Raw genomic sequence first — 18,453 nt, 5'->3', positions numbered from 1 at the left:
CCATGCTCTCCCGCCGCACCCTGCTCCGTGCCGCCGCCCTGCTCCCGGCCGTCCCCGTGCTCGCGCCCGGCACCGCCTACGCCGATCTGGCGCCGCTGCCCGCACTGAACCGCAGGTCGTTCGCCCCCCACGAGCAGCGCTTCGCACCGTACCTGGCCACCCTCGCGCCCATGGTCAACGACATGGACGACACCGGCTTCTTCGCCGGTGGCTGGTGGCGCTCGCCGGCGGTGCCGTCCAACGCCCGCGTGCAGGAGCACGTCTTCACGCTGGCCTGGTTCCACGCCAACGCCCGCCCGTGGAACCCGTACGCCGGGGACGCCGGCCTGCTGGCCGCGCTCGACGCGGCGCTCGGCCACTACCTGTCACTCCAGCACGCCGACGGCTCCTTCCCCGAGCGCAACCCCGACCAGCACGGCCTGGCCGCCACCGGGTTCGGCATCGGCTACCTCGCCAAGACGCTGCGGATCCTGCGCGCGAGCGGAGCGCTGCCCGCCCGGCAGTCCCAGCTCAGCGCCGCCTTGCGGACGGCAGTGACGTGGATCCTCGACCCCGCCAACCGCGCCGTCTGGCAGGAGCCGCTCAACTACGCCAACCAGACCTCCTCCGGCCTGGCCGGAGCCGTACACGCGCTCAGGCTCGATCCCGATCCCGCGCTCGCCACGAGCCTGCGCGAGGCGTTCACCAGGATCGCCGCGACCGGTGTGAGCTCCGCCGGCTTCTTCCACGAGGAGGGCGGCCACGACATGAACTACAACTTCGAGGTCATGCTGCCCGAGCTGGCCGACGCCTACCTCCACCACCCGGACCCGCACCTGGTGGACATGGCCCGCACGTTCACCGGCTTCCTGTCCTACAACCTGCTGCGCGAGCCCGACGGCGCCGGGTACATGGTCAACGTCGCGCCCTCCACCCGTACCAGCACGCGCTGGTACGACGAGGTCAGGCCCGACCCCGACAGGACCGCGCTCAACTGGACGTTCACCCGCCAGGTGCCGCTGCTGTCGGCGTTCATGACCGCCCGCGAGGACCTGGCCGACGCCCGCGCCGGCTGGGCCGCGTCCACCGAGCCGGTGGCACCGCTCGCCAAGCAGGACACCTCTCCGCGCATCCTCACCCACGGCCTGTACGGCGAGCGCTTCCCCACCAGGCGGCAGCGGGCCGCCGCCATCGCGGACCTGCCCTACCTGCGCTCCTCCGACTTCGTCGAACTACGCAGGGACAGGGGCCAGGACTTCCTGTACGTCCGCAAGCCCGGCCTGTACCTGGGCGGCTACTTCGGCGAGCGCGCCTCCCGCGGCCGCACCGGCCTGACCTTCCTCTGGCATCCCGAGGCCGGCACGATCATCTGCGGGCTCAACGACAACAACCACGCCTGCTGGTCCACCGTCTTCCCCGGCCAGGTACCCGACTCCAACGGTCCTCTCCCGGCCACCTACTTCCGCGGCGCCCCCGGTGGCGACGAGTGGACCGGCGGCCGGGCCCCCGCCGCCTTCGGCATCCGGTACGGCAACGCGAACGTCACCACGGACGTCCTGGTCACCCAGCGTACGATCCGGCGTACGGTCACGGCGAACGCCGCGGCCACCGAGCAGATCCCCCTCGTCCTCCAGCCCGAGGACGTCCTCACCTTCACCGACGGCACACGGGCCACGTTCGGCGGCTCGACCACCGCCACCGCCGACGGCTTCGACGTACGCCGGGGCCGCACCACGATCCGCTTCCGCTGGGGCAACCCCATGGAGGCGACCGTCGCGGCCGGCACCGTGCGCTACTTCCGCGACGGCGCCCGCCGTTTCCACGCCCTCCGCATCCCTCACCAGGGCACATTCGACCTCAAGGTCACCCTGGGCTGACGCGGCCCCATGACGTCCGCCGACCGTCCCGCCGTCCGCCCCGCCGACCGTCACGACCGGCGGGGCGGCGGCTGGACGCATTCGCGCGCACCTCAGCCGTTCGGCGTCCCATTGCGGGCTTCGGCCGGCGAAGCCCAGCAGCCGGTCCAGCGCCACGGCGTCGGCGTTCACCGGCACCTCGGGGGCGAACGGCATGCCCGCGCCGCCCCGGAGCTCCGGCTGGATCGCATCCGACAGCAGAGCGTGCGCCAGCTCCGACGCCGCGGGGCTTGGCTGCCAGACCTGGCCGGTGGCGCGGGCGAGGTCCCAGCCGTGCACGACGGTCTCGGCCGGCAACATGCTGAGGACCCGGTCACCGGTGAACGTGCCTCCGGTGATTCTCAGCCCGGCAGCAGTTGCGTCAGCAGGAGAGGCATCAGGATCGAGGACGCGTTGTTGGCCGCGTGCACGAACACACCAGGCCAGACAGAGCCGATTCTGCGGAACAAGACGGCGCAGAGCACGCCGATCACAAACGCTACCGGCGGAACGGGATTCAACCCGTGCGCGAGAGCGAAGACGGCTGAGCTCACCAAGACCCCGGCCCACCACCCGTGGCGGTTCAGGGCGTTCGCCAGGACACCCCGGAACGCGAGTTCCTCACCGATCGGCGTCGCGACCGCGCCGAGCAGCGTCGTCGCCAGCAACGCGACAACTCCAGCCCCGCCCGCCGCCTGGTAGTCGCCCTGCGGGGATCCGGCATCGCCGGTGACAGCCGCGTACACGATCGTCACGACGATGTTCAGCCACCATGCCGCCGCACCGATGACGACACCCAGCAGGAGCCATCCCCACGGGACGCGCCGAACGGCCGAACCTTGCGGATGCGCACAGCGAAGGCGGCGACGAAGCCCCGACTTCGCCGCCATGGGCTGGGCGTACCCGGGGCCGAGCGCGGCCATGTGGAACAGCGCCGTCGTGGAGGCCGCCATCCTCGAGCTGAACGGGGGCGGCTACCAGCCGGAAATCCGGGCGGCGCTGGCGCAGTTCCTCCGGGAGTAGGCCTGTCGGCAAGCGTGTTGCAGCGAACCAGCGCGCGCGGCAACTCCTCCGGGAGTAGACCTGTCGGCAAGCGTCGCAGCGAGCCGGCGCGCGCGGCAACTCCTCCCCATGACGGTGCGGCGACCGATAGTAGGCGTGGTGATCGGCGGCGGTGTCCGGCCTTCCTTCTTCCCCTCCTGCTCATCACGGACTTCGGGCGCTCAGATCTTGCGCCACCGGAACGTACCGGTACGGACATATCGTTGCCGTCGGGTGGCCATCTCGCCAGGTCAGGATCGTGCGCGCATCGAAGATCTCTCGAAGGGACCCACATGTTCGCACGAGGTCGCGCCGTAGCCTCCCGCCTCTTCCGGACGTCGTTGTTCGTACCTCTCGCCGCCGTCGTCAGCGCGCTCACCATCGCGCTGACGATGCTGACGGCCGCAGGCCCCGCGTCGGCGAGTGACTCCCGCGTCCGCGTCATGACCTACAACATTCGATACGCCTCGGACACTGCGCCCAACGCCTGGCCGGACCGGCTTCCGGTGATGAAGCGTCTCCTGCGCGATCAGCATCCCGACCTGCTCGGCGTCCAGGAGGCGTTGTGGCGCCAGATGCGGGACATCGAAGGCGCGTTCCCGGAATACGACTGGGTGGGGATGGGGCGGCAGGGCGGCACCCGGGACGAGTTCTCGGCGATCTTCTACCGCAAGGACCGCTTCGAGGTGCTCGATTTCGACCATTTCTGGCTGTCCGACACCCCGAACGTCATCGGGTCGGCGACCTGGGGTAACCAGATCACCAGGATGGTGACGTGGGCGAAGTTCCGCGATCGGCGGACCGGCACGGAGTTCTATCACGTGAACACCCACTTCGACCACCAGTCGGAGAACGCGCGGGTGAAGAGTGCCGAACTGGCCCTCCAGCGGGTGCGCGGCTTCGAGGCCGGCCGTCCGGTCGTCCTCACCGGAGACTTCAACACGGCCGCGGAGAAGTCGCAGTCCTACACGATCCTCACCGGCGAGAACGCCTTCACCGACACGTGGAAGACCGCGCAGCGCCGCGGCCCCGCGTACAACACCTTCGGCGGCTGGAAGCCCCCTGTCCTCGATGGCGACCGGATCGACTGGATCCTGTCGCGCGGCGATGTTGCGGCGCTCTGGACCGAGATTGACCCATACGAGCGGAACGGCCAGTTCCCGTCCGACCACTACCCCGTGGTCGCCGACCTGAAGATCGGCTGATGAGCGTAGCAATACCGCGAATCCACGCCGCCTGATCGGGCTCCCCAGTCCTCCTACGGGCTGGGGCCTCAGGTGGAGGAAGCAGGGCCGGCGGGCGCGGCCATCACGAGGACCACCGCAGGAGCCGGTTTCGCGCAGCCTGTGACCCAGGTACTGCTGGTAGACGGCCATGTTGTCGCGGGGCCGGTGGACGATGGCCCCCCTGGCCCGCCGCCACCAGTACGGCACCTCACCTGACCCTCATCGACGACAAGACACACAGCTGTCCCTTGACCGTCGGCCCGGTCACCCAACTGATCAACTCCCTGCGGGCAGGCGCCGACCACCGCTGAGCGTCGCGCCTCTTTGCTTTGACATCGAACAGAAGGGCAGAACAGCCATGCCGATCGGCCGCCGTTACGTCATCGGAATGAGCGAGAAGGGCAAGACGCACAGCCCCGCGCCTGAGCACGCACAGGGCTTAGGTACGACTGTTGCGATTCGCAAGGTGCTGACTGACACTGCTCTGTTGCGCGTACGGCTGCTCGTATCCCGGCTGCATGGGTGCGCCGTCCGCCTGCGGTTCGTGTGGTTGCTCTGCGGTGCTGGAACGCCGACGAAGCAGCGGGACCACGATGGCCAACGCCACCCCCACCGCACCGACGACGACCGCGGCGATGAGGCCGCCGAACAGATCCGCGCGCAATGAGTTCCCGAACGCGTCGTAGACCGCCGTAACCAGTGCGCCGGTCACCTTGTCGGCCGCGAAGGCGCTGTTGCCGAGCAGTTGATCCTTGCCGGCGTCCAGCGCGAACATCGCACCACCCATGCCGAGCGCGACCGCGGCGCCGGCCGAAGCCAACGTCACGAATCGCCGCCGTGCGATCAGGACGGCGAGCCCCAGTACGCCGAGCGCGGTCACTGGCAGGACGCCGGCCAGCGTGTGCAACAGGTTGACGGAATTCCGGGCCTGAGCGATCTGCGGTGAGTCGACCAGCGTGAGCCGGGTATCCGCCTCACTTGGCGCCCGCGGAAGGTTGATGCCGTGGGCCTTCAGTCGCTTGCGGACATAATCGATCAGGTCGCCGGTGTCGACCACGATCTTGGTGCCTGTGCCGTCCACCACAAGATCGCGCGCCGCCAGGTTCGCGTCCAGCCAGATCTGCCGCGCCTCAGGGGTGGCGAGGATAGTGGCCATCTGGGTATGGACGCGATCCTTCCATCGGCTCGGAACCGCGTAGCCCTTCGCGTTGGCCGCGTCGAACGCGGTATTGGCCAACAGGCGTTGGAGCTCCCGATCCTGCAACAGCGGGGCCACGGTGTTTCCGTACGCATCGGTCTGCAACTGACCATCGGCCCACCGCGCAGGTACGGCGGTGATCGCCACCAGGCAACCAATCAAAATTAACAAACCAGCGAAAAATCCCCTGACAAAACGCATCAGGACACCGTGCCAGCTCTCGGGGGTAGTTGTCCAACTACGCTAGGCTGCCAATCGCCGCGGTGAAACAGGAGCGGAACACCGTCTCACCCGTTCCGAGCGGGGAGAGTCACGGCGGCACGGAACAACCGGGCGATCCAGGCACGCGCCCGTTCGACGGTGTTAACAAGCTCTACAAGTGCGGGGCCTAGACTCCACCGTATGATCCGGCCGCAGCGGGGGACGTCGCGTGACGTGCGGCGTACCAACAGGGCCGTGCTGCTGCGCACGCTCTTCTTCGACGGCGAAGCCAGCAGGTTCGAGCTCGCCCAGGCGACCGGCCTGAGCCCCGCCACGGTGAGCAACGTCGTCACCGGCCTGCTGTCCGACGGGATCGTCGTCGAGGTGGGCAGGGTCGAGTCGGACGGCGGCCGGCCGCGCGTCCAGCTCCGCGTCAACTCCCATCACGCCTACGCGGTCGGCGTCGAGGTGGGGGAGACCCGCGTCGGCGTGGAGCTGTTCGACCTGTCCATGACGCCACGGGCCAAGGCCGAGACCCCGCTGCGCCTAGGACAGCACACTCCCGACCTGGTGGCCGGCCACATTCGCGAAGGCGTCGCCGCGGTGATCGCGCAGGCGGGGGTGGACCCCGGCCACGTCCTCGGCGTCGGCGTCGGCGTCCCCGGCATGGTGCGGGGCTCGGTCGTCGACTCGCCGACGTTCGGCTGGAGCGGGGTACGGCTGGCCGACATGCTCCCCGGCCTGCCCGTGTTCGTCGACAACGGCGCCATGGCGCTGGGCCTGGCCGAGCACTGGTTCGGCGCGGGACGGGACAGCAGCTACATGATCATGGTGTTGATCGGCAGCGGGGTCGGCGCCTGCATCATCACTGACGGCATCACCGTCCGCGGCGTGTCCGGTGGAGCGGGAGAGTGGGGGCATACCACGGTGGTCGTCGGCGGCCGCCCCTGCCGCTGCGGTGCGCGCGGTTGTCTGGAGGCCTACGTCGGCGCCGAGCCGGTCCTCGCCAGGGCAGGGATCGACCTGGCGGGCACCGAGGAGGAGAGCGCCTTCGCGGCGCTGCTGGCCGACCCGGGCGCGCGTCCCCTGTTCGACGAGGTCGTCGGCCACCTGGGCGCGGGGCTGGCGAGCCTGATCAACCTGCTCAATCCCCAGCGCATAGTGCTGGGCGGCTGGGCGGGCCTGCTGCTCGCCCGCGACCACCTGCCCGCGATCTTGGCGGCCACGGAGCGCTCCGCGCTGCGCTGTTCCTACGGCCGCGTCGCGATCGAGGCCGCTCACCTGGGGTCGGAGGGCGTCAAGCTAGGCGCCGCCATCCTGGTGGTTGATCAGTTCCTGGGCGGCTGAGGGCCCACGTCGTGGCCTATTTTCTACCTGATTCAAGGGACGTACGACGATAACGTCAACCCTTAAATTAAGTATTGACGCTCTTGTTAGGTCACCGTAAGGTCACCATAAGGTCACGACCGTGGATTTCTCTTAGCCATGGTGCTCACCCCACGCCGGCGGCCAGCCGCCGGCGTACACCCCCCACAGAAGGTGACACCCCCCATGAAAAGACGAGGAATCATCCTTGCCTCTGTAACGGCGTTAGCCGTGGCGGGCCTCGCTTCCCCGGCCTCGGCCGCCACCGGCCAGATCACCGGCTACGGCGGCAAGTGCGTCGACGTAGCCGGCGCCAACAGCGCCAACGGCACTCAGGTCCAGCTCTGGACGTGCAACGGCACCACCGCCCAGTCGTGGACCACGCAGTCCGACGGCACGATCCGCGTGCTCGGGAAGTGCCTGGACGTGGCCGGCGCGAGCAGCGCCAACGGCGCCAAGGCGCAGATCTACGACTGCAACGGCACCGCCGCGCAGCAGTGGGCGGCCGCCTCCGACGGCACCCTGCGAGCGCTCGGCAAGTGCCTGGACGCCACCAACGTCAGCTCGGCCGACGGCACGCCCCTGCAGATCTGGACCTGCGGCACCGGCGCCAACCAGAAGTGGACGCTGCCCTCCGGCGGCGGCACCCCCAATCCCGGCAAACTGCCCGGCGCCCCGTACCTCTACATGGGGTGGGGGAGCCCGCCCAACCCGGGCACGGTCATGGACGCGACCGGCGTGAAGTCCTTCACGATGGCCTTCATCCTGTCCGGCGGCGGTTGCACGCCACGCTGGGACGGCTCGCGTGCGCTGACCGGCGGCGCCGACCAGCAGGCGATCAACACGATCAAGTCCAAGGGCGGCAGCGTCCAGATCTCCTTCGGCGGCTGGTCGGGCAACAAGCTCGGCCCCAACTGCGGTACGCCTGAGGCGTACGCGGGCGCCGTGCAGCAGGTCATCAACGCCCTGGGACCCGCGGCCGTCGACTTCGACATCGAGAACACCGACGAGTACGAGAACAACACCGTCCAGGACCGCATACTCAACGGCCTCAAGATCGTCAAGGCGAACAACCCGAACGTCAAGGTGGTCGTCACCTTCGGCACCTCCACCAGCGGCCCGGCCGGCGCGGGCATCCGGCTGATCAACCGGTCGAGGGAACTCGGCGTCCCGATCGACAACTACACGATCATGCCGTTCGACTTCGGCGGCGGCGCCAACATGTACCAGAGCACCGTCAACGCCTCCGAGGGCCTGAAGAACGCGTTGAAGAGCGCCTTCGGCTGGACCGACGCCCAGGCGTACGCGCACATGGGCATCTCCGGCATGAACGGCCTGTCCGACCAGTCGGAGGTCACCTCGGTCGCCACCTGGACCCAGATCCGCGACTACGCCAACTCCCATGGCCTGACCAGGCTCGCCTACTGGTCGGTCAACCGCGACCGCCCCTGCTCCGGAGGGCTGTCCGAAACCTGCAGCGGCGTCTCCCAGAACGCCTGGGACTTCACCCGGCTGACGGCGGGGTTCTGATGCGTGCCCTGGTCGTCCTCGTGCTGATCGCGGCGGGGTTCGTCCTCATGCCGGTCGCGCAGGCAGCCGTCCCCACCGGCCTGACCACCGTGGTCGCCAAGCACAGTGGCAAGTGCGTCGACGCCCGCGGCGCCGTCACCGCCAACGGCACCGCCGTCCAGCAGTACGCGTGCAACGGCAGCGGCGCGCAGCTCTGGCAGTTCCAGGCCACCAGTGGCGGCTACTACCGGGTCAACAGCTCGCTCAACGCCGCGCAGTCCTGGGACGTGACCGGTGTCTCGACCGCCGACAGCGCGCTGATCCAGCTGTGGGCCTATGGCGGCGGCAACAACCAGCAGTGGCTGCCGGTGGAAGAATCCGGAGGCACCTACCACCTGGTCAACAGGAACAGCGGCAAGTGCCTCGACGTGGGGGGCGCCTCCACGGCCGACAGCGTGCAACTGCAGCAGTACACCTGCAACAGCACGGCGGCGCAGTCGTTCACCCTGTCCGGCGGTGGCGGCGGTGGCCCCGATCCCGACCTGGGGCCGAACGTGCGCGTCTTCGACCCGTCGATGCCCGCGTCCACGATCCAGTCGCAGCTCAACTCGGTGTTCAGCCAGCAGCAGTCCAACCAGTTCGGGTCCAACCGGTACGCGCTGCTGTTCAAGCCGGGCGCCTACAGCGTGGACGTCAACGTCGGCTTCTACACCCAGGTCCTTGGCCTGGGACAGACGCCGGACGCGGTGACGATCAACGGGGCCGTGCACGCCGAGGCCGACTGGTTCGGCGGCAACGCCACGCAGAACTTCTGGCGCTCCGCCGAGAACCTCTCGGTCACCCCGGCGGGCGGTACGGACCGGTGGGCGGTCTCGCAGGCGGCGCCGTACCGGCGGATGCATGTGCGCGGAAACCTGCAGTTGGACGACGGTGGCTGGTCGAGCGGCGGGTGGATCTCCGACTCGCGGATCGACGGTCAGGTCAGGTCCGGGTCGCAACAGCAGTGGATCTCCCGCAATTCGGCCTTCGGGTCCTGGAGCGGGTCGAACTGGAACATGGCCTTCGTCGGGGTGTCCGGCGCGCCGGGCAACACCTTCCCCAGCCCGCCCAACACGACGGTGGGGCAGGCGCCGGTGGTGCGGGAGAAGCCGTTCCTCTACATCGACGCGGCGGGGGCCTACCAGGTGTTCGTGCCCGCGCTGAAGTCGAACTCCGCCGGGGTGTCGTGGCCGGGTGCGGGCACGTCGCTGCCGATCAGTCAGTTCTTCGTCGTCAAGCCGGGCAACACCGCTGGTGACATCAACGCGGCACTGGCCGCGGGCAAGAACCTGCTGGTCACGCCTGGCGTCTACCATCTGAACGACACGATCAGGGTCACCAGGGCCGACACCGTGGTGCTCGGTCTCGGGTTGGCGACGTTCATACCCGACAACGGCATCACGGCGATGACCGTCGCCGACGTGGACGGCGTCAAGATCGCCGGGCTGCTGATCGACGCTGGGACCGTGAACTCGGCGACGCTCATGCAGGTCGGTCCGGCGGGCTCGGCGGCCTCACACGCGGCCAACCCCACCTCGCTGCACGACGTCTTCTTCCGCGTCGGCGGCGCCGGGGTGGGCAGGGCGTCACAGAGCCTGGTGATCAACAGCGACAACGTGATCGGTGATCACACCTGGATCTGGCGGGCTGACCACGGCAGTGGCGTCGGGTGGAACACCAACACGACCGTCAACGGGCTCATCGTCAACGGCGACAACGTGACGTTCTACGGGCTGTTCGTCGAGCACTACCACCAGTACCAGGTCATCTGGAACGGCAACGGCGGGCGGACCTACTTCTTCCAGAACGAGATGCCCTACGATCCGCCCAACCAGGCGTCCTGGATGAACGGCTCCACCCGCGGCTGGGCCGCCTACAAGGTCGCCGCTTCGGTCACCTCGCATGAGGCCTGGGGGCTGGGCAGCTACTGCTACTTCAGCGCCAATCCCGCGGTGGTGGCCGACCGGGCCTTCGAGGTGCCGAACACGCCGGGGGTCCGCTTCCACCACATGGTGACGGTCTCCCTGGGCGGCACCGGAACCATCGCCCGCGTCATCAATTCCACGGGAGGCCCGAGCAACTCCTCCACAAACGTCGCAAACCTCACCGAATACCCATAACCCACCAACGCGTCCTCCCCCCTCTGCCGAAAGGGGGGGAGGACGCGCCCGCGCTCCGGCATGAGGTAGCGGTGCCGCGGCCGCCAACCCACCGGTGCCTGGACGGCTCAGCCCATCGTCGGGGAGGACGTTATCGAGGTCGCGCGGCTCCCGGCCGCGGCCACTCTCGACTCAGTGGCATCATCTGATCAACAATAACCTGCAGACAGGACGGCGAGCACAGCGCGCGGCTTGCCACCATCGGTGGCAAGCCGCGGGGCAGCGGGGTGAGGGCCCGCGGTTCACGGCGGCGCTGGACCGGATCCGGGTGGCCCGCCTCGGCGGTGGCCCGCCGCGCACGCACCCGGACTGGGTACTGGCCGATAAGGCCTACCCCAGCAGGACCAACCGGGGCTACCCGGGCCGACGCGGGATCAGGGCGTGCATTCCGCGCAAGGCCGACCAGGACGCGCGCCGGACGGCCAAGGGATAGACGCCCTCCCGCCTTCGATCCCATGATCTACCGGTTGCGGCACGCCGTGGAGTGCGGGATCAGCCTGCTCAAGAGCAGTCGGGGCGATGGCGAGTGGTTACGGGCAGGTCTTCGTCTTCACCGAGCAGAGCTTGACCTCGGGGTATCGTGCCGAGGGCTTGTTCAGGGAGGGCTGGGGCTTGTTACGCAGGTGCTGGTCGAAGAAGGCTCGGGTGTAGGCCCGGGTGATCTCCACCGCGCGGGCGGCGGTCAGGTGGGGGTTGCGGTAGATGCCGAGTTGCTCCACCAAGAGTGCGGTGTCGGTGAAGGAGGCGTGCTCGGCGCCGGTGACCACGAGCCAGCGCTTCCATCCCGTCAGATGCGCCCAGTCGCGCTCCCAGGTGGTGTCCTTGCCGCCTGGGCTGTGCATGGTCTGGATGCCCAGGAACATGAACGGCCGTGGCAGCCCGGTGTCCGGGATCGGGGCGAATGTGGTGCCGTCCATGTTGATCCCGGCGCGTACGCGGGTGTCCTTCAGCATGGTGGTAATGGTGCTCGCGCCTCCGGCGGACTGGCCCGCCATCGCGATCCGCTTGTTGTCGATGAGTGAGGCACTCTTCCACTTGGGGCGTGTGCCGGTCAGTTCGTCGAGGACGAAGGAGACGTCGGCCGCCCGGCTCTGGCCCACCTTGGCCCAGAACGCCTCGCCTTTGCCGTCCTGGCAGGCGGCACAGGTGGTGACCCGGCCATCGGGAAAGCTCGTGGCCAGGCTTTCATAGGTGTGCTCGATCCCGGCCACGACGTACCCTCTGCTGGCCAGGTCCTCGGCCAGAGCGGTGAGCGAGCTGCGAGGCTCGGTGAAGCCTGGTGAAAGCACCACCAGTGGCAGGCTGTGCCTGCGCCCCGCCGGCTTGGCGTCGAGGAAGGAGTTGGTGCGCGTCTTGCTCAGCGCGTCGTACGGCACGCCGGTGATCTCCACTCCTTTCAGGATGAGCTCCGACTCCTTGGCCGTCAGGTAGGGCGCTCGCCGCCCGCTCGGCGCTTTGGCCGGATACCACAGCGAGACCATGAGCTCTCTCTGCTTGGCCTCGGGCACCCAGGGGTCAGGGCGAGAGGCGTCTTTCAGATGCAGGGAGATGGTGCCGACCGGGTGGGAGCCGGTCGGTTTGGGCAGGTACGGTGTGCCGCTGGACTTGGCCGCGGCGCTGTTCGCCGCAGGGCTGGTGGAGGCGGCGGGCGTGGACGACGCACTGGCCGCGGGGGTGGATACGGCGCAGGCGGACAGGGCGAGGATGAGGGCCCCGGTGGCAGCGGCCAGGCCGCTGGGCCGTGGCCGTTGGCGGGGCGCGGGGGTTCGGCTGTCGGCGGCTTTTGTGACGGCGGCCTCTTGCCCGAAGCCGCACGCCGGGCTTCCGGCGCGTCCGTATCGTCTGGCCTGGTGAGGCGTTGTGGTCGCATGCTGCATGGAGATGTCCCTTCTGGGGTGGGAGATGGCCGCCTCAATGAGAACCCTCATAGGCATGGGCGGTCTGATGTCAGGGTGGCGAGCTCGCGATTCGCCCGGTTCCGGAGTCGCCGGCAAGCAGCCATGGGAAGACTGGGCCGGGCTCACTCGGCAGGCGTGCAGCCATTGCGCATCCTGAATGCGCCGGCGCGAGAACGGACGAGGTGTTAGGAAGGGCGGCCGATCCGGCGGCCCTTCTCAGTTTCCGGGCGGTGTGGGCAACGGCCGGTCAGGTCAGGCGGTGGCGGGTCCACCAGAAGCACAGCCCGGCCAGCAGGGCGGACAGCACGAGGAAGAGCGTGGTCTCGGCGCCTTGCAGAGCCCAGAAACGGCCGGCGGGATGGTAGGTCACCTGCTGCTGGTAGCCGAGGTCGGTGAGCTTGGCGAAGCACGCTTGGGCGGCAGGGGCGTTGGGCTGTGAGCGGGCCTGTCCTGGTGGCGGTGGCATGCAGTCCGCCAGCCATGCGGGCAGGACGGCGACGGCGTGACCGGTGGCGTCGATGGTCTCATTGGACAGGACCCAGGCACCGGGAGGGCTGCTCACGGTCAGTTCCTGGGGTTGGCCGGAGTTGTTGGTTCTGAACGACTCGATGTTGCTTCTGTCGATCGTGACCGTTTCCTGGGCCGTGGGGATGATGTGAGAGCGCACCGTGAACGGGACCGCGATCTGGACGACGGCGAAGAGGGCCAGGGTGATGGCCATGGCGGCCACGGTCCGGCGCAGCAGGAGCCCGATGGTGACGCCGAGGACGAAGGCGAAGCAGGCGTACCCGATCGGGACGATCCCGCGTGCGCCGAAGATCAGCGGCGAGATACGCGAGGGGAAGGAGTCGCCACCAGTCGCCCCGGCCGCGGTGTCGATGGGGCCGGCCCACCAGCTGACTGCCAGGCTGAGCAGGCCGGACGCGGCCATCGCGGTCAGACCGGCGACGGCCAGCTTGGTGGCCAGCCACCGGGTACGGGTGATCGTCTGGTTCCACACCAGGCGATGCGTGCCCATCTCCAGCTCGCGCGTGACCAGCGGCGCGCCCCAGAAGATGCCGATTACGGCGGGCAGCAGATAGACCAGCACCGTGCTGCCGTAGTACAGCATGCCGTCGGTGGCGGTGATGCGGGTCAGGAAGGGATTCGGCTCACCCGAGTAGAGGCCGGCCAGGCGCGGGCCGGTGATCGCCAAGATCGCGGCGACGCTGACCAGAGCCACCGCCACGGTGGCGGCCTGGCTGCGGAACTGGCGCCAGGTCAGCCAGATCATCGGATGACCTCCAGGGCAGGGCGGTGGTCGGCCTCGGCCTCGGCGGGCCTGCTCAGGTAGGCCAGGACGAGGTCTTCCAGGCTGAGCCGGCCGACGGTCCAGGCGGGATCGAGGATCGCCTCGTCCGTACGGATGAGGAGGGTCGTCTGCCGGTCAGTGTGGCTGGCCGAGATGACGTGCTGGTTCGCGGGGAGGGTGGACAGGTCACGGCGCGGGCCGCTGAGCCGATGGTGGACGGCCAGCAGTTCCTCGACCTCTCCGGCCACCTGCACCTTCGAGTCGACCAGAACGACGAGGTGGTCGCAGACGCGTTCCAGATCGGCGATCAGGTGGGAGGAGAGCACGACGCTGAGCCCGTGTTCGGCGACGGCGTCCATGAGGTCATGCAGGAACTCGCGGCGGGCGAGCGGGTCGAGTGCGGCGACCGGTTCATCCAGCATCAGCAGCTCCGGCCGTTTGGCGATGCCCAGGGTGAGCGCTAGTTGGGCGCGCTGGCCGCCCGACAGCTTCCCAGCCGGGCGGGCGGGATCCAGGCCGAGCCGCTCGATCCGATGCCGGGCCAGTGCGCCGTCCCAGCCGGGGTTGAGCCGGGCGCCGAGCTGCAGGTGATCGGCAACGGTCAAAGCGGGGTAGGTGGGGGTGTCCTGGGCGACGAAGCCGACCTTGGCCAGCTGGGCGGGGCCGCTGCCGGGACGGCCGCCGCACACCTCGATCGTGCCCGACGTCGGTGTCAGCATCCCGGCCGCCAGGTTCAGCAGCGTCGACTTCCCGGCGCCGTTGGGGCCGACCAGGCCGGTCACGTGCCCGGCCGGGATGTCCAGGGTGCAGCCGGTCAGCGCACAGCGCCGCTTGTACTTCTTGCCCAGTGCCTGGGCCCGTAGGACTGCGCTCACGCTATGTCCTCCTGAGCGGCGCTCTGAAAGGTGGTCGTGAGCAGGGCTTCGATGTCCTCGTCGCCGAGCCCGGCCAGCCGGGCCTTGGCCAGCCAGCGCCGCAGGTCCTGGCGCAGCGGGCCGTACGCGGCGGCAAGAGTGGCGTCGGCCAGCGTCGCCGTCACGAAGGTGCCGGCACCCGGACGGGCGGTGACCAGCCCAGCGTGTTCCAGCTCCCGGTAGGCCTTGAGCACGGTGTTGGGATTGATCGTCACCTGCGCCACCACGTCCCTGACCGTCGGAAGCCGATCCCCCTCACGCAGCAAGCCCAGCCGCAGCGCCCGCCGTACCTGCTGGACCAACTGCATGTACGGCGAGATGCCCGACTTGTCATCCAGATGGAACTCGATCACCACTTGCTCCATTCATCTAATGTCATAAGACAATAGCCTATTGATGATCCGTTGCGGGCGGCAAGTGGAAGATCCGGGGTGTGCGGTGGTGCCGAGCACCCGGATGCCGGGGTTCTCCCGAACCAGGCGCAGAATGAGGGTGCGGATGGAGCGGACCGTGGGTGGGCGCCCACGTCGCTTCGGCCGGCAGATGCGGGCGTGACGCCGTTTCATCAGATCGCGGTGCCACCGTAGGACGGCGGATGAGAAGCCGCAGCTCGCGGGGCAGCGAGGTCAGGAGAGCGGCGAGAAGGGCCCGGTCCTCGGGCGCGAATCTCGCTCTGGTGTCAGCGCCGAGTTGGCTGGCCGACGTTCCACGCCTGGTTGGCGTCCATGGCGATGCGCACGTCGGGGCCGACGGCCTCGCGGGCCAGCCGTACGCGGCGGATGTCCTCGTCCAGGTCGGCGCCGACCTTCAGCATGATCTGGCCGAAACGTCGGCGACCGCCTCCGCCGCCGGCCGGACCAGCTTGTCGTCGGTGTAGCCGAGCCAGCCAGGAGTGGTGGTGTAGGCCGGGTAGCCCTCCGCCAGCAGGCGGGCATGACGCTCGGCGCGGCCGGGTTCGGCGGCGCGCAGGATGGCCAGCGCCTCCTCCCGGGTGAGGGCGTCCTCCAGGTAACGGAAGTCGACGACGCCGACGATCTCCTCCGGCGACAGCTCCGACAGCTCCGACAGCTGCCGCCACAGCGGCTTGCCCGCTCTGCGCGCACGAAGGTCCCACAGGGCGTTGAGCACGGCCCCGGCCGCCATGCGGATGACGCCCTTCTCCGGGCCGAGCCAGCGCAGCTGGCTGTCGCCGGTGAGCCGGCGCGACATGCCGCCCAGGTCACCGAGGACCTCGGCCACCGGACGCCCGGCCACCAGCGGTGCCAGCGACTCCACGGCGGCGACGGCGATCTCGTTGCCGCGCCCGACGGTGAAGGCGAGCCCGTGCCCTTCCTGCCCGCCATCGGTCCGCACGACCACGTACGCGGCCGAGTAGTCGGGTTCGGGGTTCATGGCGGCGGTGATCAGCTCGGCCACGATGGCCCGCCTCGGTGATCCTTGCGCACGAAGGAGCCTTCACCGCATGGACATGGGATGTCTTTGTAATCCTGGCGAGGGTGGCGTGTCTAGACCTCCTGGGAAATACCAGGAAAATAGCGAAAAACTGCCCTCTCCTAAGACGGAGACAGCCCATGTCTATGTCTCGTGTAACCTGTCGCCCTTGAACGTAGGATGTCTGTGATGTTTCCCAGCGTGACGCGTGTCCCGATTGAGCGACTCCGCGCCCGGAGGTCGCCCGCATGTCGCTGACCGACGAGGCGATCTCCCGCATCCGCGCACTCATCCTGTCGGGGGAGCTGCCACCCGGATCGCGGCTGCCACCGGAACACCAGCTCGCCGCCCAGCTCGGCGTCTCACGCAACCCGCTGCGCGAGGCCGTCAAGGCGCTGGTCGTGGCCAGGGTGCTCGACGTCCGGCGAGGTGACGGCACCTTCGTCACCAGCCTGGAGCCGCGGCTGCTGCTGGAAGGACTGGGTCTGGCCGTCGAGCTGCTGCGCGACGACACCCTGCTGGAGATCGTCCAGGTACGGCGCATGCTGGAACCCGAGGCGACCGCCCTCGCCGCGTCCCGGATCTCCGCCGAGCAACTCGACGAGATCGGCGAGCACCTGAACGCGATGCGCGCCGCCTGCGACGACGTGGAGAAACTGAACCACCACGACGCCGCCTTCCACCGCGCCGTCGTGCGGGCGGCCGGCAACGAGACGCTGTCCACCCTGCTCGACGGGATCTCCGGCCGCACGCTGCGGATGCGGCTGTGGCGCGGCACGGTGGAGGCCGGCAGCTCGAACAAGACCGTCGCCGAGCACGAGGCCATCTACAACGCCCTGGCCGCAGGCGACGCGACGCTGGCCCAGGCCGCGGCGCTCATGCACATCGGCACGACCGAGACCTGGCTGCGCTCGGTAGTGGGAGACGTCGAGGGCTCCCGCGGCCGGCTCGGCGAGGAGGAGACACGATGAAGGTCAACCTGGCGTACGGAGAGAGCGGCCTGACGGTCGACCTGCCCGATGAGGCCACCACGGTGGTGGCCCCCGTCCACCACGCCGCCGCCCTCGACCAGGCGGCAGTGCTGCGGACCGCCCTGCGCGAACCGGTGTGCGGCGGCCCGCCGCTGCGCGAGAGGGTACGCTCCGGCCAGACCGTCGCCATCTCGGCCTGCGACGGCACCCGGCCCCAGCCGCGGCACCTGATGATCCCGGCGATCCTCGCCGAGCTCGACGGCATCGTCGACCTCGACGACGTGACCATCCTCGTCGCGACCGGCACCCACCGCGGCAACACGCAGGCCGAGCTGCGCGCGATGTTCGGCGACGCGGTCACGGACTCCGTACGGATCGTCAACCACGACGCCCGCGACCCCGGCTCGCTCACCTACCTCGGCCGCTTCGGGAAGGACGTGCCGGTCTGGCTGAACACCGCCTGGGTCGAGGCGGACGTGCGGATCACCACCGGCTTCGTGGAGCCGCACTTCTTCGCCGGTTTCTCCGGCGGCCCCAAGCTGGTCGCGCCCGGCCTGGCCGCGTTGGAAACGGTGCTCACCCTGCACGACGCCGCCCGGATCGGCGATCCCCGGGCCACCTGGGGCGTGATCCACGGCAATCCCGTGCACGACGACGTGCGGGCCATCGCCGAGGGCACCGGCGTCACCTTCGCCCTCGACGTCATCCTGAACCGGGACAAGGACATCGTGGCCGCGTTCGGCGGCGACATCCTGCCCATGCACGCCGCGGCCACCGCCGCCGCCCGCCGGGTCGCCATGCGCCAAGTCGAGGCCCCCTTCGACGTGGTGGTCACCACCAACTCCGGCTACCCGCTCGACCAGAACCTCTACCAGTCGGTCAAGGGCATGTCGGCGGCGTTCCAGGTGGTGCGGCCCGGCGGCGTGATCGTCTGCGCGGCCGAGTGCCGCGACGGCTTCCCCGACCACGGCTCCTACCGCGAGGTGCTGGCCTCGGAGCCCTCACCGCAGGCGCTGCTCGACGCGATCGCCGCCCGGCCGGTGACCGTCCCCGACCAGTGGCAGGTGCAGATTCAGGCGCGTATCCAGGCGGGCGCGCGGGTGGTCGTGCACAGCTCGTACCTCAGCGACGCCGACCTGGCCACCGCCCACCTCGAACGGACCGGCGACATCTCCGCCACGGTGGCCGAGGCGCTGGCCGCGGCCGGACCTGGCGCCCGCGTGTGCGTGCTGCCCGAGGGCCCGCAGACCATCCCGTACCTGGCCGGCGGCCCGGAGTGAGCGAGCGCGGTGGACCCGGGGGTTCGCCCGGCCGGCGTGGTAGGCGCTGTTCGCCC

The 18,453-nt window shown here is 69.4% G+C and carries 16 protein-coding genes; 8 read left to right on the top strand and 8 right to left on the bottom strand.

Features of this window, described 5'->3' with window-relative positions; all coding sequences use genetic code 11:
* The first annotated feature begins 2 nt into the window (after window positions 1-2).
* Complete coding sequence (locus ACFPZ3_RS12485; protein ID WP_379514191.1) at window positions 3-1,856, top strand: hypothetical protein; 1,854 nt, start codon at window positions 3-5, stop codon at window positions 1,854-1,856.
* Between the two features lie 380 nt (window positions 1,857-2,236).
* Here ACFPZ3_RS12485 and ACFPZ3_RS12480 read toward each other — a convergent pair whose 3' ends face one another.
* Window positions 2,237-2,764, bottom strand: coding sequence for a CPBP family intramembrane glutamic endopeptidase (locus tag ACFPZ3_RS12480; RefSeq protein ID WP_379514190.1), 528 nt, complete (start codon window positions 2,762-2,764; stop codon window positions 2,237-2,239).
* On the opposite strand from ACFPZ3_RS12480, the gene ACFPZ3_RS12475 reads away from it, so the two are divergent.
* Complete coding sequence (locus ACFPZ3_RS12475; protein ID WP_379514189.1) at window positions 2,763-2,897, top strand: hypothetical protein; 135 nt, start codon at window positions 2,763-2,765, stop codon at window positions 2,895-2,897. The genes ACFPZ3_RS12480 and ACFPZ3_RS12475 overlap by 2 nt on opposite strands.
* Before the next feature lie 311 nt (window positions 2,898-3,208).
* Window positions 3,209-4,120: an endonuclease/exonuclease/phosphatase family protein gene (locus ACFPZ3_RS12470; RefSeq protein WP_379514188.1), complete on the top strand. Its 912-nt coding sequence runs from the start codon at window positions 3,209-3,211 to the stop codon at window positions 4,118-4,120.
* A gap of 460 nt (window positions 4,121-4,580) precedes the next feature.
* Here ACFPZ3_RS12470 and ACFPZ3_RS12465 read toward each other — a convergent pair whose 3' ends face one another.
* Entirely contained in the window at window positions 4,581-5,540 is a 960-nt protein-coding gene (locus ACFPZ3_RS12465; protein WP_379514187.1) for a hypothetical protein, read from the bottom strand.
* A gap of 201 nt (window positions 5,541-5,741) precedes the next feature.
* Here ACFPZ3_RS12465 and ACFPZ3_RS12460 point away from each other — a divergent pair, with 201 nt between their 5' ends.
* The 3 genes from ACFPZ3_RS12460 (at window position 5,742) to ACFPZ3_RS12450 (ending at window position 10,573) form a co-directional block, all read left to right on the top strand.
* The gene (locus ACFPZ3_RS12460; RefSeq protein ID WP_379514186.1) at window positions 5,742-6,887 is read left to right on the top strand and encodes an ROK family transcriptional regulator; all 1,146 of its coding nucleotides are present in this window, start codon (window positions 5,742-5,744) and stop codon (window positions 6,885-6,887) included.
* Between the two features lie 249 nt (window positions 6,888-7,136).
* Complete coding sequence (locus ACFPZ3_RS12455) at window positions 7,137-8,435, top strand: ricin-type beta-trefoil lectin domain protein (protein WP_379514185.1); 1,299 nt, start codon at window positions 7,137-7,139, stop codon at window positions 8,433-8,435.
* Entirely contained in the window at window positions 8,435-10,573 is a 2,139-nt protein-coding gene (locus ACFPZ3_RS12450) for an RICIN domain-containing protein (RefSeq protein ID WP_379514184.1), read from the top strand. Before ACFPZ3_RS12455 ends, ACFPZ3_RS12450 begins: the two co-directional genes overlap by 1 nt.
* Before the next feature lie 569 nt (window positions 10,574-11,142).
* Here the strand turns inward: ACFPZ3_RS12450 and ACFPZ3_RS12445 are convergent.
* The 6 genes from ACFPZ3_RS12445 to ACFPZ3_RS12420 all read right to left on the bottom strand — a co-directional run bounded on the left by ACFPZ3_RS12445 (window position 11,143) and on the right by ACFPZ3_RS12420 (window position 16,131).
* A complete protein-coding gene (locus tag ACFPZ3_RS12445; protein ID WP_379514183.1) occupies window positions 11,143-12,489 on the bottom strand; it encodes an alpha/beta hydrolase family protein in 1,347 nt (448 codons plus the stop codon).
* A gap of 268 nt (window positions 12,490-12,757) precedes the next feature.
* The gene (locus ACFPZ3_RS12440; RefSeq protein ID WP_379514182.1) at window positions 12,758-13,783 is read right to left on the bottom strand and encodes an ABC-2 transporter permease; all 1,026 of its coding nucleotides are present in this window, start codon (window positions 13,781-13,783) and stop codon (window positions 12,758-12,760) included.
* Window positions 13,780-14,676 (bottom strand): ABC transporter ATP-binding protein, encoded by an 897-nt coding sequence (locus ACFPZ3_RS12435; RefSeq protein WP_379514181.1) that lies wholly within the window; start codon window positions 14,674-14,676, stop codon window positions 13,780-13,782. The genes ACFPZ3_RS12440 and ACFPZ3_RS12435 overlap by 4 nt, the downstream gene beginning before the upstream one ends.
* Window positions 14,673-15,068, bottom strand: a complete 396-nt coding sequence (locus tag ACFPZ3_RS12430) for a GntR family transcriptional regulator (RefSeq protein WP_379514180.1) — start codon at window positions 15,066-15,068, stop codon at window positions 14,673-14,675. Before ACFPZ3_RS12430 ends, ACFPZ3_RS12435 begins: the two co-directional genes overlap by 4 nt.
* A 326-nt stretch (window positions 15,069-15,394) precedes the next feature.
* The gene (locus ACFPZ3_RS12425) at window positions 15,395-15,529 is read right to left on the bottom strand and encodes an enolase C-terminal domain-like protein (protein ID WP_379514179.1); all 135 of its coding nucleotides are present in this window, start codon (window positions 15,527-15,529) and stop codon (window positions 15,395-15,397) included.
* Window positions 15,523-16,131 carry an enolase-like domain-containing protein gene (locus ACFPZ3_RS12420; protein WP_379514178.1) on the bottom strand — a complete coding sequence of 203 codons (609 nt, stop codon included), beginning with the start codon at window positions 16,129-16,131 and terminating at the stop codon, window positions 15,523-15,525. The genes ACFPZ3_RS12425 and ACFPZ3_RS12420 overlap by 7 nt, the downstream gene beginning before the upstream one ends.
* A 263-nt stretch (window positions 16,132-16,394) precedes the next feature.
* Here ACFPZ3_RS12420 and ACFPZ3_RS12415 point away from each other — a divergent pair, with 263 nt between their 5' ends.
* A complete protein-coding gene (locus tag ACFPZ3_RS12415) occupies window positions 16,395-17,117 on the top strand; it encodes a FadR/GntR family transcriptional regulator (RefSeq protein ID WP_379514177.1) in 723 nt (240 codons plus the stop codon).
* Window positions 17,114-18,397 (top strand): nickel-dependent lactate racemase, encoded by a 1,284-nt coding sequence (gene larA / locus ACFPZ3_RS12410; protein ID WP_379514176.1) that lies wholly within the window; start codon window positions 17,114-17,116, stop codon window positions 18,395-18,397. Before ACFPZ3_RS12415 ends, larA begins: the two co-directional genes overlap by 4 nt.
* Window positions 18,398-18,453: the final 56 nt, after the last annotated feature.

The sequence above is a fragment of the Nonomuraea insulae genome (assembly GCF_042656245.1).
Note: the sequence above shows the minus strand (reverse complement) of the source record. Positions and strands in the feature narration are given on the sequence as shown.